Origin of the sequence: Parabacteroides sp. D25, assembly GCF_000307475.1 — a bacterium.
Lineage (GTDB): Bacteria > Bacteroidota > Bacteroidia > Bacteroidales > Tannerellaceae > Parabacteroides > Parabacteroides distasonis.
The window spans coordinates 664,832-681,007 of the sequence record NZ_JH976501.1 but is presented as its reverse complement, the minus strand read 5'-3'; the positions used below and the strand labels follow the sequence as shown (position 1 = coordinate 681,007).

Below are 16,176 nucleotides of genomic sequence, written 5' to 3'. Positions count from 1 at the left end.
CTACATACCTAATCGATCGTGCGGAATCCTTGTTGAAATCTGATCCGGATAGTTCCCTTATCCTATTGGATAGCATAGCCGTGCCCGATAATTTGAGCGATAAATTATTGGCTCGTTGGTGTATGCTATCCGGTAAAGTGGCGGACACGTTATATACGGATCTGCCCTACGTACAGCAATTGCGGCGTGCGCAAGCCTATTACGAGTCGCACGGAACGGGGCAGGAGCAAGCGAGGATCGGTTTGTACTTGGGGCGTTCGTATGTGGAGGATAAGGATAACGAGCTGGCTATGAAGGCTTATTTACAGGCGTTGGATATCGCTTTACGTTGTCAAGACTATAATCAAGCCGGGTATATTTGTAGCTATATGGGAGACTTGTATCATTTTGACGGTGATTATTTATTAGGAAAAGATAAATATAAAAAAGCGGAACAGTACTTTCGAAAGGTCGGAAATATGCGGAGCGCAGCTTTCGCTTTGCGAGATGTGGGACGTATGTATGTTTTTGCGGATTCGTCAGAGGTCGGGTTGAGATATTTGCTAGAAGCTGATACTATTATAGCGGAACTAGGGGATTCTTCTGATATAGGATATATATCCAATGGGATAGGAAATGTTTATAGTGTGTTAGGCAATATAGAACTCGCTAAGCAATACTTATGGAAATCAATAAATGTTTCTGAATTGGATAATGCTCCAGACTATTCCGCTTTAGCCGGTGTCTATATAGAAGAAGGAGATTTCAAGAATGCTCGCCTATGTTTAGAGCAAGCGAACATCATACCAACCCTAAATGAAAATACGCATATCTCCATAATTTATAATTATTATGAACTGGAAAAAGCAGAAGGTAATATAGAAAATGCTTTAACCTATTTAGAGCAATATAATGAAGCCGCAGATTCTATCTTAGCATTACAAAATAAAGCGAATATCGTAAAGACAGAAAAAGCGTATAATCATTTAAAAATATCGTTAGAAAATACCCAATTAAAGATGGATAAACAATGGACTTTTATACTTCTTGTTACTTCTATTACTGTTTGTCTATTATTGTTATTCGTTTATCAGTTGCAAATGAATAAGAAAAATAAGAGAATATATGTCCAGCAAATCGATATTGAGCAAAAGAATATTGAATTATTGAAACTGCAGAATAGCTTGAATATAAAACAACGTGAGCTTCAGGATTTATTCGATAAGTTATCAAAAAAAGATGAATTGCTCAATATATCTTATTCTAGAGCGAAGTTAGAGGAGCGATATGAACGAACGAAACAAGAAGAAAAATCCATTATCCAGAGAATCGCAGAACAGCGTAATAATCTGTTTTTATCATCTATGATAGCAAGGAAAGTGATTAAACTATCCCAAAAAGTAATTCCTGGTACGACAAAATCCCCTCTTTCAGAAAAATATTGGCGAAATATTATTACTCAAGCAAATGAGGTCTACCCATCTTTAGAAAAGAAATTCTCTGAGTTCAATATGACTCTTGCGGATTTACGCTATTGTTATTTAGTTTTATTTCATTTAGATACGATCAGTGAGGCTATTCTATTAAACATTCAGCCGGATTCTGTAAATAAGCGTCGCCAACGTGTACGTCAGAAGCTAGGAATTATAGGGGAGGAGCTAGATTTGTATACCTATATTATTAATATGATGTAACTTTTTGTTTATTAGATAGATATATGTATATATCCATGAAATGTTTGTCCTATCCATGAATTTATAATTTATTAATTATCAGTAAATTATAAATTGAGTTTGTCCGTCACTTATTAGCCCTTTTTCTTTGTTATTCGAGCTATTAGCCTGTTCTTCGCATCCAAATCAAAAAATGAGATGAGAAATGAAATTATTTAAATTTTTATTTGTAGTAATGGCTTTGTTAAGTGCTATTCCCTGTTTTGGTAGGCGGGTTCACTTAGATGGTAACTGGAAGCATTCAAAAAAATCTATTCTCGTAGATTTGCCTATGGACGCTTCTATTGAAGAAGCTAGTGGAGAACTGATAGTGAACTTCTATGAAAATGTAGGTAATGTGCGTGTTATCGTTACTAGTTCTACGGGAGAAGTGATCTATAATGAAATGGTACAAACGAGTACTATGCCATCTTTAGTAATACCTTTAAAAGATCAAGAAAAAGGTGTGTTGCAAATAACAGATGGTTATAACAATGTATATGGATTCTTATTTCTATAGATTTTATTAATTAAAATATTAATTATAAATAATAGTTATTATGAAAAAAATAATTAAAATAATGTTTTCCTTATCAGTATTATTATTAATGTCTTGTGTAGAGGAAATAGATTATAGTTTACCAAGAAATGAAGTAAGCCGTAATATTACCACTGTTAGTAATGATACAATAACAAATCATGAATTATTAGAAGAATTTAGTAAGGCATTAGCTTATAGTTTAGATTCTTCAATAGAATTAAGGCGTATTATTAAAAATGAAGCTTTAAAGATGTTTGATTATGATTATGATGTATTATATTTATCTATTAATTCTTATAGATTAACTTCTGGAAAAACGGTTGATGAATTAATGAGCTTGTATATGGATATAACTAGATTAGAAAAAATAAAACAATTATTTTCAACCTTAACTATATTTGTACCAGAATTGCCTGATAACAGTTTTTCTGCTGAACTTTGGAATGTGGAGAGTGAAGTTCCATATACAGCTTTAAGAGTTAAAAATAGTAATGATGTAATGGGCTATGGAGTAAATAAAGAATTCTTAATACCATCAAATGAAATTCCTAAATATCCTATTGTAGTAGTGAAGTTAAATGAAAGAGTGGTTTCTGTAAATAAGGCTCAAAGGAATTTGTCACCGATGAGTATTATAAATCCTGATATTGTATTCTTTAGTGATGTATTTGATAATACAGAGAATGCTTCTTCAGTCATACAGAATAGAAATTTTTCTAGTGGTGATACTAGAGATCGCACAGGATCAATACCTGAAAATATGAAAAAGGTTTATGAAGCCTACGACGTATTTGCTGCAACAAATGAATGGCCGAGAGATTATATATATTATGGCTTGACTCCTCAACAGCCAAAAGGACCTTTCAATCGAGATTTTAAGGAAAGTTTGGTGTATTTTAAATTATTAGGAGATCCACGTACAGTTATGAACAAAATTTGTGATCAAAGTGAAGATCCTAGAATTGATGGAAATACTCATCAAGAAACAGGAGGTGGTCGTCCCGGAGGTAGTACTATTCTTACACCATGGACAGACGGATCACTTGAATTTATAGTAAAAGTGTATGTTGCAAATCAAGCTGGTATAGGTAATGAATATATTAACAATTTTATAGTTAAACCATCTGCATTGTTTAAAATAACACCAAAAGATCCGCTTAGTAGTAAATTCGAAGTTAAATCAATAGAGTTAACAGATGGAATAGCTTTGGACCTTCCATTATTCGAATGGAATATAGAGAATTATGGTGCAATAATAAAAATAGCGATAGAAGAACTAGATATTAGTGAAACTATTCAAAGTGTAGAATCTTCAACAGCTACATTTGCAACTAATTTTGGATTTGATCCATCTTTTGGAGAAAAAGTAAAGATTGGTTTAAAATTTGGAGCTACAGCAACTACATCAAAAACAGTTTCATATACAGTTACTAAAAGTTTAGCTAGTGATGAATTAGGTCAAGTTATTGTTAATTTTGAAGATAAAATCCTAAAATCAAAGAAGAATTTATCAACTGGAAGGGATTGGAAACCTGACTATACAGATAAATATAGGACTGGATGGTATCAATTAGCACTAAGTCCATTAAAATATAATTAATTTTTGTGGTTTGATATTTTTTTGACTGTAATATGTAGAGATAATCTTAAAAATAATATCTATATTTAAGATAGAATGTACGAACTGATTCTGTTAAAGTATGTAATTGATAAATAAGAATTATATTTATATAAAATTATTGTAATATGAAACAGGTAATCTATTTTTTATTTAGTATGTTATTATTTTTGTCTATATCTTGTAATAAAGGTGAAGATATTTCTTTTGAAGAAACTCCTTACTATTTGGGGTACTTTGAAGGAAAGGTGAATAGTCAAGATATTTCTATAGCTAATCAGTCGAACTCTCATTCTTTTATTGATCATGGAAATTTTTGGCAGGAGGTAAATACCGATTTAAGCGGTTTCTATTGGGAGATACCATTAGGAGTGCATATCTCTGACTATCCTTATCCTATGCTGAGGATCTCATTGATTCCATTGAGAGAAGGAGAATATCTGATCGATAAGGGTAAATTATTGAATGAAGAGATAGAATCTACTGTTAGGATCACGAAAGATGACGCTAAAATAGTGTATCATCCACTGAAATCTTCATTTCGGATACAAGTGGATAGTATTCGTTTTCATGAGGGAAGTGGTACCCCTTATATTGAAGGGAAGATGGAAGGCATCCTATATAATATAGAGAATTCGGAAGATTCGATCGTCATAAAAGATGCTATATTCGGAATACACTAACTTGGAGCCGAATAATGATATAGAAGCAATATTTAGATTGAATGGGAGTTCTATATCATGATATGTCGAACTTTTATTCAATCTAAATATTAAATTAATACCTTGTAAGTAATGAAGAAGTTGTTTGTTCTGTTAATATTGCTTTTATCTTTTGGTCGATCGCAGGCCGCTGATATAGAAGCTCGTACCGGAATACTAGGAGGAGATGGATGGGGGCTTCAGACGGGGGCGTATATAAACTTTCCACAATCACGGTTGTTTTCTATACAAACGGGATTGTTGCTGCATACCGCAGGGAATTCGTTTTCATATGGAGATGATTGGAATATTGATTTTTTTGTACCCGTGTATGCTTCTTTTCATATTCCGTTGAGCGATAAAGTGAATCTCCGATTAAATGCGGGTGCTTACACCGGTAGTGGTGAATATTGGAATCTGGGAGCTACGGCGGCGGCCGGTATAGAGGTAAAAAGATTTTATGTGGGAGTGAACTATTTCCAGAATTGTGTCAATGACCGGGATTTGAAATTGGGGTTGTCGGTTGGATATAAATTCACATTATTTTAATCTTTTATATATTTTGAGGATAGGGGTATTTGAGCGTTTCCTGTCTTACGATAAAAACAACGAGAATTATGGAGTCAACAAGTAAAAAACAGAATACCCCTAAACTTTGGTACTGGGGGGAACCTAAAGGAGGAATGAGCCTTGAGGATTGTGAGAAAATAGTAAAAGATATCCCGCATTTTGACAGGAAAACCCGGCTTGCGGATATGTATATAGCTTTTGTTTGACAGCAAGGGTTTCATTGTGGCATTTAACATAAGGAAGAGAGCCTGTTTTTATACATCGCTCTCTTTTTTTTATAACTTAGCCCCCAATTACTAAATCGAAGAACATGAAAAAGACTTTTTTATTAGCGATAGCCTTGTTGTGCTTTTGTGCCCCGATGAGCTTATTCGCACAAAAACAGCTTGCTTTCAAGGATGGGAAATTCAAGATCGTCCAATTTACAGACATTCATTGGGATCAGAAATCATCTAAATGCGCTAAGACAGTCGCTACGATACAATCCGTATTAAAGGCGGAAAATCCGGATGTGGCGATGCTGACGGGCGACGTGGTGACAGCAAATCCCGGTTTGGAAGGATGGAAGTCAGTGATCGGGATCTTTGAGGAGGCCAAGATACCGTTTACGGTGATGATGGGAAATCATGACGCAGAGATCGTTCCCAAGGACGAGATTTATGCCCTACTCAGTCAATCACCTTATTTTATGGGTGAGAAGGGACCGGGTGATATTCATGGAGCCGGAAACTATGTGGTACCGGTCTACAGTTCAGACGGAAAGAAACCGGCGGCCTTATTGTATTGTATCGACTCCAACGATTATCCTACGCTAAAAGATTACGGTACGTATGATTGGATTCATTTCGACCAGATCAATTGGTATCGTGAGCAAAGTATGCGCTATACCAAGGAAAATGGTGGCAAACCGTTGCCAGCCTTGGCCTTTTTTCATATTCCTTTGCTGGAATATAATGAGATCGTTGGGGCGGAGACTACATTAGGACAGAAAGAAGAGGGAATCGCCTCTCCCAAGATCAACACGGGCTTCTTCGCTTCCTTGGTGGAAATGAAGGATGTGATGGCTACTTTTGCCGGGCACGATCATGATAATGATTATATAGGAATGTTATATAACGTGGGACTAGCTTTCGGGCGTGTATCCGGATGGGACGCTTATGGAGATTTCGAGCGGGGTGGCCGTATCATTGAATTGCGTGAGGGCAAGTTTGAGTTTGATTCATGGATTCGTACCTCGTCCGGAAAGGAATATACGTATTATTATCCGTCTGGCCTGACCTCTAAGGATGAGGAAACGATGGAATTCTTACCCGCCAAAACGGTAAAACCTAAAAAGCACGGGGTAGCTTATACCTATTATGAAGGCAAGTTTAAACATACGGATCAGATCGCTTCCGGGACAAAAGTGAAAGAGGGTACGATGAAAAATATCTCCATTCAGGAGGCTCCGGCCAAGGATCATTTCGCTTATGAGTTCCGTACGTTGATAAATATCCCTGAAAAAGGTGTATATCGCTTTTATACGTATTCGGATGATGGTTCCAAGCTATTTATAGACGGTAAAGCTATTGTTGATAATGATGGCTCTCATAATGCTCGTATAGCGAAAGGAAAGGTAGCGTTAGACGCTGGTTTCCACGAATTACGTGTTTTGTATTTCGAGGATTATATGGGCGAGGCCTTGGAGGTCGGGGTTTCCAGCCGTAAAATAAAGGAAGCTGTCTTACCAGAGGACTGGTATTATTTACCGGAATAAATATCCAGTTGTAGAGACGCAGCATGCTGCGTCTCCCACTGTCTGATAGTATCTTAGTCTTGTACGGCAGCTTTCGCTTTCTCTACCGCCTCATTGATATTACTGCAAATATTTTCTGCGCCAATCTTCTTATCGAATCCGGATTTTGTCAATACACGGTGTACATGTTCATTGACCCCGGAAAGTATCATATGGATATGCTCTGCCTCGGAAAGACGGAAAAGACTTTCCAAGTTATGCAGACCGGTAGAATCTATGAACGAAACCTTACGCATACGGATGATGCGGACTTTCGGTTTATCTCCCATACTTTTCATGATGCCGTCGAACTTATTCGCTACGCCGAAAAAGAACGGACCATCGATCTCGTATACCTCTACACCTTTAGGCAGGGAGAGGACTTCCTCGTCATGATGAATCTCGCCCTCGTCGGAAAGATCGATCTCATCCGTGGTGACGGATACATGCGTGGTCTCAGCCACACGGCGCATAAAAAATAACATGGCGATCAGAAGGCCGATCTCGATAGCGATCGTAAGATCAAAGATAACCGTCAGGAAGAAAGTCACCAACAAGACGGATACGTCGCTTTTCGGGTTTTTCATCAAGGAACGGAACGTACGCCACTCACTCATATTATAGGATACGATGATCAATACGCCAGCCAGACAAGCCATTGGAATGTGTTTGGTAAGCGGTCCGAGGAAAAGCAAAATCAATAATAATACGATGGCGTGAATAATACCGGCAACCGGAGTTCGTCCACCATTATTTATATTAGTCATTGTACGGGCGATGGCGCCGGTCACGGGAATACCGCCAAAAATAGGAACGATGATATTCGCCGCACCTTGGGCGATTAGTTCCGTATTTGAATTATGCTTGTCGCCTGTCACACCATCCGCTACCGTAGCGGATAATAAAGACTCGATAGCCCCAAGGATAGCGATCGTAAAGGCGGAGGGAAGCAATAAGTTGATTGTCTCCATATTAAACGTGATCGGAGCCGGGGCTGGCAAGGAAGCGTTAATAGTAAACCGATCTCCAATCGTCTCGATACCTGTAATACCCAAATGATTACGCATAATGTAAACAACGATCGTCATGATGACGATAGCGATCAAGGAACCCGGAATTTTCTTCGTTAGCCTCGGGCTTAACGTAATGATCAGGATACTAATGATACCGATAACGAATGCCCAAGGGTTAACCGTATCGAACGCCCCGAAATATGCGATCCATTTAGAGATGAAATCGGCGGGGACTTTATCCATAGTCAATCCAAATAAGTCTTTCATTTGTGTCGTGAAGATAGTGATAGCGATACCACTCGTGAAACCTACGACAATCGGGTAGGGGATAAACTTAATCACGGTACCGAGCTTCAGCACGCCCATCAATACCAGAATAATACCCGCTATGACGGTAGCGATGGCAAGCCCTTCGATACCGAAGTTCTGTATAATGCCATAAACGATCACGATAAACGCTCCGGTAGGTCCGCCGATCTGTACGTTGCAGCCTCCTAAAAGGGAGACAATGAATCCACCGATAATAGCCGTGATCAATCCTTTCTCCGGACTTACCCCGGAGGCGATACCAAAAGCGATGGCGAGTGGTAGGGCAACTATGCCGACAATTATACCCGCCATGAGATCCGTCATGAATCTCTCTTTGGAATAATTTCTCAGCGCCGTAAAGAGTTTGGGCTGAAAATCAAATTTGTTCTTCATTTTTCTTCTTGCCTGTTTGATTTGAGGATGCAAAGTTAATAAAATAAAGAAGATGCAAAAAATCTAAAGACGCATTCCGGTTTTGTGTAAACAATTTAGGAGGATTTGTTGTTTCATTGTATAAAGGAGGAGAAGTTTTTCCTTGATAAATAAGTGATATCTATTGAGAGATAGATATTATTTAATGTTTGCGTAATCGATATCTGGAAACAAATTCTTACTTTTGATCGGTCATGAGAAAAACGATATACAAAACAGACTCATTAATTTACTACATAAAATTAGCATTATGGAAAAAAGTATTAAAGGTACACGTACCGAGCAGAATTTATTGAAATCATTCGCCGGAGAATCTCAGGCAAGAAGTCGTTACACATTTTTCGCTAGCGTAGCCAAGAAAGAAGGTTACGAGCAAATCGCAGGTGTTTTCATGGAAACAGCCGAGCAAGAGAAGGAACACGCTAAACGTTTCTTTAAATTCTTGGAAGGTGGAATGGTTGAGATTACCGCTTCTTATCCTGCAGGCGTAATCGGAACAACCGCTGAGAACTTGGCAGCCGCAGCAGCTGGTGAGAATGAGGAGTGGGCTGAATTGTATCCTGAGTTCGCTAAGATTGCGGAGGAAGAAGGTTTTCCCGCTATTGCCGTAGCTTTCAAGATGATCGCAAAGGTAGAGGCTGAACACGAGAAACGTTATCGTAAATTGTTGGCTAACGTAGAGGAAGGTAAAGTATTCGAGAAAGATGAGGCTATCTTCTGGCAATGCCGTAACTGTGGTTTCGTATTCGAGGGTAAGAAGGCTCCGGTTAATTGTCCGGCATGCGCTCATCCGCAAGCTTACTTTGAACCGATGAAACAGAACTATTGATAATTAAAAGTTGAGAATTGAGAATTAACATAGCTAGTAATTCTCAATTCTCAATTTTCAATTATTTAATCGGTGGGTAATCAATCGTATAATGTAATCCCCGGCTCTCTTTCCGTTCCATCGCTTGACGAGTGATCAAATAACCTACATTGATCATATTACGCAACTCACATAATTCACGGGATGCCTTACAACGTTTGAAAAGGCTCTCTGTCTCCTCATATAAAATATCCAAACGGTTCCACGCACGGATCAAACGTGTGTTACTACGAACGATACCTACATACGCTTCCATGATCTGGTTTACCTCTTTCATGCTTTGGGTGATCAATACACGCTCTTCATTGGTGATCGTTCCCTCATCGTTCCATTCCGGTACATCCTGGTTGAACTCATAGCGATCCATGACGCTTAATGAGTGTTTCGCCGCGGCATCGGCATATACAACTGCCTCGATCAATGAGTTTGAGGCCAATCGGTTACCACCGTGCAAGCCGGTACAAGAACATTCTCCGATTGCGTATAGCCGGCGGATGCTGGATTGCCCGTTTAAGTCTACCTTGATACCTCCGCATAAATAATGGGCGGCAGGGGCTACCGGGATGTAATCTTTCGTGATATCGATCCCTAAGCTGAGGCATTTTTTATAGATATTGGGGAAATGTTTCTTCGTCTCTTCCGGATCTTTGTGCGTCACGTCCAAATAGACATGGTCTTCACCCCGTTGTTTCATCTCGCTATCGATCGCACGGGCTACGATATCACGGGGAGCCAAGGAAAGACGGGGATCATATTTATGCATGAACTCCTCTCCGCCAAGGTTTCTCAATACAGCTCCATATCCGCGCATCGCCTCGGTGATGAGGAAAGAGGGACGGTCGCCCGGATGATACAAGGCGGTCGGGTGGAACTGGATGAACTCCATATCTTTTACGGAGCCTTTCGCACGGTAAACCATGGCGATACCGTCTCCGGTAGCTACCAGCGGGTTTGTCGTATTCCGGTAAACGGCCTCGCAACCGCCTGTCGCCATAACGGTTATCTTTGACAAGAAAGTATGTACCTCGCCCGTATCCTCGTTCAATACATAGGCACCGAAACATTTGATACCGGGGGTATGGCGGGTGACGATAATGTCCATATGGTGCTGGGTGATAATCTCTACCGCATAATGGTTCGTGAATACGGCGATGTTGGGATGGTTGTTTACCGTTTCTATCAAGCTCGTCTGTATCTCGGCTCCTGTATTGTCGGCATGGTGCAGGATACGAAACTCGGAGTGTCCTCCTTCTTTATGCAGATCGAATTCTCCGCTTTCTTTCTTATCGAAATTAACTCCCCATCGGATAAGCGCCTCGATCTGGGCAGGGGCCTCGCGCACGACTTTCTCCACGGCTGCCCGGTCACTGATCCAGTCGCCGGCGATCATCGTGTCTTCTATGTGCTTCTCGAAATTATCTACTTTCAAGTTGGTTACGGAAGCGATACCTCCTTGCGCGAAATATGTGTTGGCTTCTTCTTGTCCGGCTTTACAGATAAGTGCTACGCTCTTGCCTTCATTGGCTACTTTCAGAGCGAAACTCATACCGGCGATTCCTGAGCCTATCACTAAGTAATCGAATCTTTGTACCATGTTTTCTACTGTTTAGGCTCACAAAGTTAGGGATTAACTGATTAGGTTGTTCCTTTTGCGCTTGCTTTTCGTACAAAATAAATATAGACTACAGGTTTTCCGGATAGAGCCTTGCGGGTTGTGTTACTGCAACCCGGCTTGCAGTGGAGGTCTTTAGAATTGGACGGATAATCCCAGCGTGAAGGTACGGGCTACAGGATAGATGGAAGTGGTCTCGATACCGGGTTCTACGCCATTCACGTTGATATTAGCGGGATCGCCTCCGGTATATCCGGTAAGTGTAAATACATTATTTACCGAGAAATAGCAGCGTAACGATTGAATCCATTTATTGTCTGGGAGAGGGGACAAAAATATCATTATACGGGATTTAGCGCCGGTGCCCGTGGCTTTGAGACGGATTACTTCGGTTATAACAACCTGAAAGCGGGTGGTACAGTGAAATACGGAGACGTGACTTCTTTCCAAAACGAGAATCGTCTGGCCTCATTCATGGGTCGTTTCAATTATATGTATGACAACCGTTTTATCGCCACCGTGAACTTACGTGCGGACGGTTCCTCTAAATTGGGTATGAATAATAAATGGGGCTTCTTCCCTTCCGCTTCCGCCGCTTGGGTGTTGAATGAGGAGGCTTTCTTGAAAGACGTGGATTGGCTGAGCCAGTTGAAACTACGTGCGGGTTATGGTCTGACTGGTAACCAAGATGCTATCGAGGCTTATAACTCGTTGGCTTTGATGAGCCCGAACGGTGTGACTTCCGTCAATGGAAATTCTACCGCTACCTATGGCTTTACACGTAACTCGAACCCGGACTTGCGTTGGGAGGTGAAAAAGACATTCGATGTGGGTGTGGACGCTGGTATCCTCGATGGCCGCTTTACGTTGACCGCCGATTGGTATACTTCCAAGACTACGGATCTGTTGTATAAATACGCGGTTCCGGTTCCTCCGTTCGTATATCCGGAATTATTGGCGAACTTGGGAGAGATGACCAACTCCGGCGTGGAATTGGCTGTAAGCGGTGGTATCGTGAAGACAAAGGACTTCGATTTCAACATGGGCGTGAATTTCTCTTACCAGAAGAATAAATTGAACTCCTTGAGCGGTTCTTATATGGGACAAGAGTTGCAGGCGAAACAATATATGGATCTGTCCAGTATGAGTGGTGCCGGTTTCGTAGGAAACAACCGTGTGGTTTATCAGATGGTAGGCCAGCCTGTCGGAGTGTTCTACATTCCTCGTTGCTTGGGCTTGACTCCGGCTTTGGATGAGAATGGAAACGCTATCGAAGGCCGTTATGTCTATAACTTGGATCAGACGATCGATGGAAAAGAGGGTTTGGATACCAATGATGGTGGCGACCGTTATATCGCCGGACAAGCCATGCCGAAATATTATCTGGGAATGAACTTCAGCTTCCGCTACAAACGCTTCGACTTGATGACGCAGATGAACGGCGCTTTCGGTCATAAGATCTTCAATGGTACATCGCTAGCTTATATGAACCTGAGTCAGTTCCCTACATACAACGCGTTGGCTGAGGCTCCGGAAAGCAAGATCTACGACCAGTCGATCTCCGATTATTGGTTGGAGAAGGGTAATTATTTGAATATCGATTATATTACGTTGGGTTACAACATCGATTGCAAGAAGATCGAGAAATACGTGAAGAATATCCGTGTGACATTCTCGGTGAACAACGTAGCTACGATCACGGGTTACTCCGGTTTGTCTCCGATGATTAACAGTACGACGGTCGATAAAGATAATAATGACCTAGGTATGGATAACAAACGTTTCTATCCGTTATCCCGTACGTATTCATTAGGTTTGAGTGTTAACTTCTAAATCCATTTAAAGAGTCATGAAAAAGAAATTTATATATAGCTTTATGATAGCCGCTGCCGCCGCGGCATTTTCTTCCTGTTCTAATTTTTTGGAAGAGCGTCCTACGGATGCGTTTGATGAGGAGACCGCGTTCCAAAGCCCTACGTTGGTCTATGTAAACACGGTTGCGAGCCTGTACAATAATATGTTCAAGATCATGGGTAACGACCGTCATGTATATGACTTGAATACTTTCTCCAGCGATGAGGCTATGCTTCCTTGCCGTATTGGCGACTGGGAAGATGGCGGTTTATGGCAGAATATTTTCTTACACCGTTGGGGCACGATGAATGATTTGACCAAGAACTCTTGGGATTTCTTGTATGAGCAGATTGGAAAATGCAACCAGAGTGTTGATAAGTTGCAAGCCTTTGCCGAGGAACAACCGGACGTGGAATATTTCAAGGTTTATCTGGAAGAGGTCCGTGCGGTCCGTGCGTTTTTCTATTATGAGTTGTTGGATTTGTTCGCTCGTGTTCCGTTGGTAACTTCCTCTACGACACCGATGTCTGAGGTAAAGCAATCTGAGCGTAGCGTTGTATTTAACTTTGTCCGTTCGGAGTTGGAGGAGGCGTTGCCTTATCTTTCAGATAACCGCAGTAACCAAAAGGGCGAGTATTACGGGCGTATTACCAAGCCGGTGGCTTATATGATCTTGGCTAAGTTGGCGTTGAACGCGGAGGTTTATGCGGACGACAATTGGACGGACGGCAATCGTCCGGATGGAAAGAACATCAAGTTTACCGTTGGCGGTAAAGAGATGAACGCTTGGGAAGCTACGATCGCCTATGTGGATAAGCTGGAGGCTTTGGGCTATAAATTGCAGGGAAACTTCTCGGAGAATTTCGCCGTAGCGAACGAGACCTCGGTTGAGAATATTTTCACGGTTCCTATGGACCCGGTCGCTTATCCGGACGCAAAGGACTACAATTTGGTACGTACCCGCCATTATGATCATGCAACCGCTTACGGCCAATCCGGATGGAATGGCTCTTGCGCTACGGTGAAGGCGATGAACGTGTTTAAGTTCGGTACGGCGGATGAGGATCCTCGTTGTAAGCTTACTTATTTTACGGGCGAGGTAACCGGTCCGGACGGAAAGACGATCTATACGGAATGGGACGGACAGAAAGTTCCTTTGAAATATGAGCCGAACGCCCCGAAGGTATATATGGATGCCTCCGATGGTTTGTTGGTGAAGACCGCCGGAGCTCGTATGGCTAAATATGAGTTCGACCAGAATGCTCAGGATGGTGGAAACTTGCATGGAAATGACTGCGTGATCTTCCGTTTCGCCGACGCGTTGCTGATGAAGGCGGAAGCCAAGATTCGTCTGGGACAGAATGGAGACGATGAGGTGAACCAAGTTCGTAACCGTGTAGGCGCCAAACCGCTACAAAACGTAACGCTGGATACGCTATTAGACGAGCGTATGCTTGAATTAGCTTGGGAAGGCGTACGCCGGCAGGATTTGATCCGTTTCGGCAAGTTTACCGAGGCTACGGTAGACCGCTATGTAGGCGTGAAACATTCCGCCAGCTCGCTGGATTATCAAGAGGATAAGACGGGATATACAACGGTATTCTCCATCTATGCCGATATCCTTAGCCTGAATCCTAACTTGACACAGAATCCGGGATATTAATACGATTCATTTTAATCTTTAAGGCTTTATCAGGGGGCTGTCCGTTATTGGGCAGCCCTTTCTTCTTTTTTCTTGATTTTCCCTAGTATCTTCGGGAATTTCCATATAAATAACAACGTACAGCAAATAGCGGCCGTGGCATCCGATACGGCTTCTGCCGCGTATACGCCGGTTACCCCCATAAAATGAGGTAATAGTAATGCCAAAGGAATCAAGAGGATTACTTTACGAAGCAAGGCGATAAAGATAGATATCTTAGCTTGTCCCAACGCTACGAACATATTCTGGCAAGCTCGTTGTAAGCCAAAAATCGTCATACCCGCCAAGAAGATGGGCATGACCCAACGGACGGTATCGATCAACTCCTCGTCGCTTGTAAAAGCGGAGGCTACGGTTGAGGGGAATAAGATCATGAATAGCATGAGTATCAAGTTGAAAGAGAACATAACGATTAGCACGATACGAAAACAATCTTTTACCCGCTGTTTGTCTCCATGTCCGTAATTATAGCTTATGATCGGTACGAATCCTTGGGCGAAACCGGTCAGCGGTACGCTAGCGAATTGCATGGCACTCTGTAAGATAGCCAATGCGCTCACATAGATATCGCCAAAATTTTTCAAACTACTATTCAAGACGAAACCCACCAGACTCTCCGTACTGGCCATGATGAACGGAGAAATTCCCAAAGCGAACATCGAGAGTACGATTCTTCGGTCCAGTCTCATATACCGCCTTTCCAAAGGCAAGGAGGCACGTCTTGAGAAAAGGAAGCTCAATACCCATATGGCACTGCAAGCTTGCGATAGGATCGTGGCGAGCGCGGCGCCTTTTACCCCCATATCCAACCAGAAAATGAAGATAGGGTCTAATACGATATTCAATAAAGCCCCGATCAAAACCGAGCACATAGCGATAGACGGACGCCCTTGCGCGTTGATAAAGGCATTCAAGCCCGTGGATATCTCGACAAACAGAGTGCCCAGTAAATAAATAGAGAGATAATCCACCGCATATCCTAACGTATATTTTGATGCTCCTGTAAAAAGCAGGATCGGTTCCATGAAGGTATAGGTGATGAGGGAAGTGAATATAGTAAATAGGATAAGCAATATAAATCCATTTCCCACTATTTTTCCGGCCCGTTCCCGGTCGCCCTGCCCGAGAGCGATAGCCGCTAACGGCGAACCGCCCGCTCCCACGATAGCGGAGAAAGAAGAGATCAAGATCACGATGGAGGTGGTCACCCCTATACCGGCCAAAGCGTTTGTCCCGATCTCGGGAATATGCCCGATATAGATACGATCTACGATATTGTAAAGTAGGTTGACAAATTGGGCCGCTACCGCCGGAAGCGCCATTTTGAAAACCAGCGGTAGCATACGTTCCGTACCTAGCCTAGCCTCGTATTTGTTCTTCATATTCAATCGGGATTTCAATTAAAATGGCTGCAAAGTTACAAGAACTTGTTGGATTATATAATCGAGTTCCATAAATTACCAGTTAATAAAAAACACTTAATATCTACCA

Annotated in this window: 12 protein-coding genes and 1 pseudogene; 9 read left to right on the top strand and 4 right to left on the bottom strand. The window is 41.6% G+C overall.

Features of this window, described 5'->3' with window-relative positions; all coding sequences use genetic code 11:
* The first annotated feature begins 92 nt into the window (after positions 1-92).
* The 6 genes from HMPREF0999_RS06170 to HMPREF0999_RS06145 all read left to right on the top strand — a co-directional run bounded on the left by HMPREF0999_RS06170 (position 93) and on the right by HMPREF0999_RS06145 (position 6,877).
* The gene (locus tag HMPREF0999_RS06170) at positions 93-1,673 is read left to right on the top strand and encodes a tetratricopeptide repeat protein (protein ID WP_226769922.1); all 1,581 of its coding nucleotides are present in this window, start codon (positions 93-95) and stop codon (positions 1,671-1,673) included.
* A gap of 184 nt (positions 1,674-1,857) precedes the next feature.
* On the top strand, positions 1,858-2,211 hold the full coding sequence (locus HMPREF0999_RS06165) for a DUF3244 domain-containing protein (RefSeq protein WP_008778941.1): 354 nt from the start codon (positions 1,858-1,860) through the stop codon (positions 2,209-2,211).
* 40 nt (positions 2,212-2,251) lie between these two features.
* The gene (locus HMPREF0999_RS06160) at positions 2,252-3,832 is read left to right on the top strand and encodes a hypothetical protein (RefSeq protein WP_009275466.1); all 1,581 of its coding nucleotides are present in this window, start codon (positions 2,252-2,254) and stop codon (positions 3,830-3,832) included.
* Positions 3,833-3,978: 146 nt separating this feature from the next.
* Positions 3,979-4,533, top strand: coding sequence for a DUF5025 domain-containing protein (locus HMPREF0999_RS06155; RefSeq protein WP_008778943.1), 555 nt, complete (start codon positions 3,979-3,981; stop codon positions 4,531-4,533).
* A gap of 111 nt (positions 4,534-4,644) precedes the next feature.
* Positions 4,645-5,100: a hypothetical protein gene (locus HMPREF0999_RS06150; RefSeq protein WP_005863718.1), complete on the top strand. Its 456-nt coding sequence runs from the start codon at positions 4,645-4,647 to the stop codon at positions 5,098-5,100.
* A gap of 331 nt (positions 5,101-5,431) precedes the next feature.
* A complete protein-coding gene (locus tag HMPREF0999_RS06145; RefSeq protein ID WP_009275464.1) occupies positions 5,432-6,877 on the top strand; it encodes a PA14 domain-containing protein in 1,446 nt (481 codons plus the stop codon).
* Between the two features lie 53 nt (positions 6,878-6,930).
* On the opposite strand, the gene HMPREF0999_RS06140 is transcribed toward HMPREF0999_RS06145, so the two are convergent.
* Positions 6,931-8,610, bottom strand: coding sequence for a SulP family inorganic anion transporter (locus HMPREF0999_RS06140; protein ID WP_005860327.1), 1,680 nt, complete (start codon positions 8,608-8,610; stop codon positions 6,931-6,933).
* A 289-nt stretch (positions 8,611-8,899) separates the two neighbouring features.
* Between HMPREF0999_RS06140 and rbr the strand changes: the two genes are divergently transcribed.
* Positions 8,900-9,478 carry a rubrerythrin gene (gene rbr, locus HMPREF0999_RS06135; RefSeq protein ID WP_005860325.1) on the top strand — a complete coding sequence of 193 codons (579 nt, stop codon included), beginning with the start codon at positions 8,900-8,902 and terminating at the stop codon, positions 9,476-9,478.
* A 61-nt stretch (positions 9,479-9,539) separates the two neighbouring features.
* On the opposite strand, the gene nadB is transcribed toward rbr, so the two are convergent.
* Complete coding sequence (gene nadB / locus HMPREF0999_RS06130) at positions 9,540-11,111, bottom strand: L-aspartate oxidase (RefSeq protein WP_009275463.1); 1,572 nt, start codon at positions 11,109-11,111, stop codon at positions 9,540-9,542.
* 153 nt (positions 11,112-11,264) lie between these two features.
* A complete protein-coding gene (locus HMPREF0999_RS21765; protein ID WP_009016546.1) occupies positions 11,265-11,471 on the bottom strand; it encodes a hypothetical protein in 207 nt (68 codons plus the stop codon).
* Here HMPREF0999_RS21765 and HMPREF0999_RS06125 point away from each other — a divergent pair.
* Positions 11,457-12,962: pseudogene (locus tag HMPREF0999_RS06125) on the top strand (TonB-dependent receptor domain-containing protein); the annotation flags it as partial. The gene HMPREF0999_RS21765 and the pseudogene HMPREF0999_RS06125 overlap by 15 nt on opposite strands.
* Before the next feature lie 16 nt (positions 12,963-12,978).
* Entirely contained in the window at positions 12,979-14,646 is a 1,668-nt protein-coding gene (locus HMPREF0999_RS06120; RefSeq protein WP_009275461.1) for a RagB/SusD family nutrient uptake outer membrane protein, read from the top strand.
* A 44-nt stretch (positions 14,647-14,690) separates the two neighbouring features.
* Here HMPREF0999_RS06120 and HMPREF0999_RS06115 read toward each other — a convergent pair whose 3' ends face one another.
* Entirely contained in the window at positions 14,691-16,067 is a 1,377-nt protein-coding gene (locus HMPREF0999_RS06115) for an MATE family efflux transporter (RefSeq protein ID WP_009016547.1), read from the bottom strand.
* Positions 16,068-16,176: the final 109 nt, after the last annotated feature.

What these genes read in the sequence shown, in the direction of transcription:
- rbr (WP_005860325.1), top strand. Translation starts at nt 8,900, where the DNA reads ATGGAAAAAAGTATTAAAGGTACACGTACCGAGCAGAATTTATTGAAA.
- HMPREF0999_RS06140 (WP_005860327.1), bottom strand. Translation starts at nt 8,610, where the DNA reads ATGAAGAACAAATTTGATTTTCAGCCCAAACTCTTTACGGCGCTGAGA.
- HMPREF0999_RS06145 (WP_009275464.1), top strand. Translation starts at nt 5,432, where the DNA reads ATGAAAAAGACTTTTTTATTAGCGATAGCCTTGTTGTGCTTTTGTGCC.
- HMPREF0999_RS06155 (WP_008778943.1), top strand. Translation starts at nt 3,979, where the DNA reads ATGAAACAGGTAATCTATTTTTTATTTAGTATGTTATTATTTTTGTCT.
- HMPREF0999_RS06115 (WP_009016547.1), bottom strand. Translation starts at nt 16,067, where the DNA reads ATGAAGAACAAATACGAGGCTAGGCTAGGTACGGAACGTATGCTACCG.
- HMPREF0999_RS06160 (WP_009275466.1), top strand. Translation starts at nt 2,252, where the DNA reads ATGAAAAAAATAATTAAAATAATGTTTTCCTTATCAGTATTATTATTA.
- HMPREF0999_RS21765 (WP_009016546.1), bottom strand. Translation starts at nt 11,471, where the DNA reads ATGATATTTTTGTCCCCTCTCCCAGACAATAAATGGATTCAATCGTTA.
- HMPREF0999_RS06120 (WP_009275461.1), top strand. Translation starts at nt 12,979, where the DNA reads ATGAAAAAGAAATTTATATATAGCTTTATGATAGCCGCTGCCGCCGCG.
- HMPREF0999_RS06165 (WP_008778941.1), top strand. Translation starts at nt 1,858, where the DNA reads ATGAAATTATTTAAATTTTTATTTGTAGTAATGGCTTTGTTAAGTGCT.
- nadB (WP_009275463.1), bottom strand. Translation starts at nt 11,111, where the DNA reads ATGGTACAAAGATTCGATTACTTAGTGATAGGCTCAGGAATCGCCGGT.
- HMPREF0999_RS06150 (WP_005863718.1), top strand. Translation starts at nt 4,645, where the DNA reads ATGAAGAAGTTGTTTGTTCTGTTAATATTGCTTTTATCTTTTGGTCGA.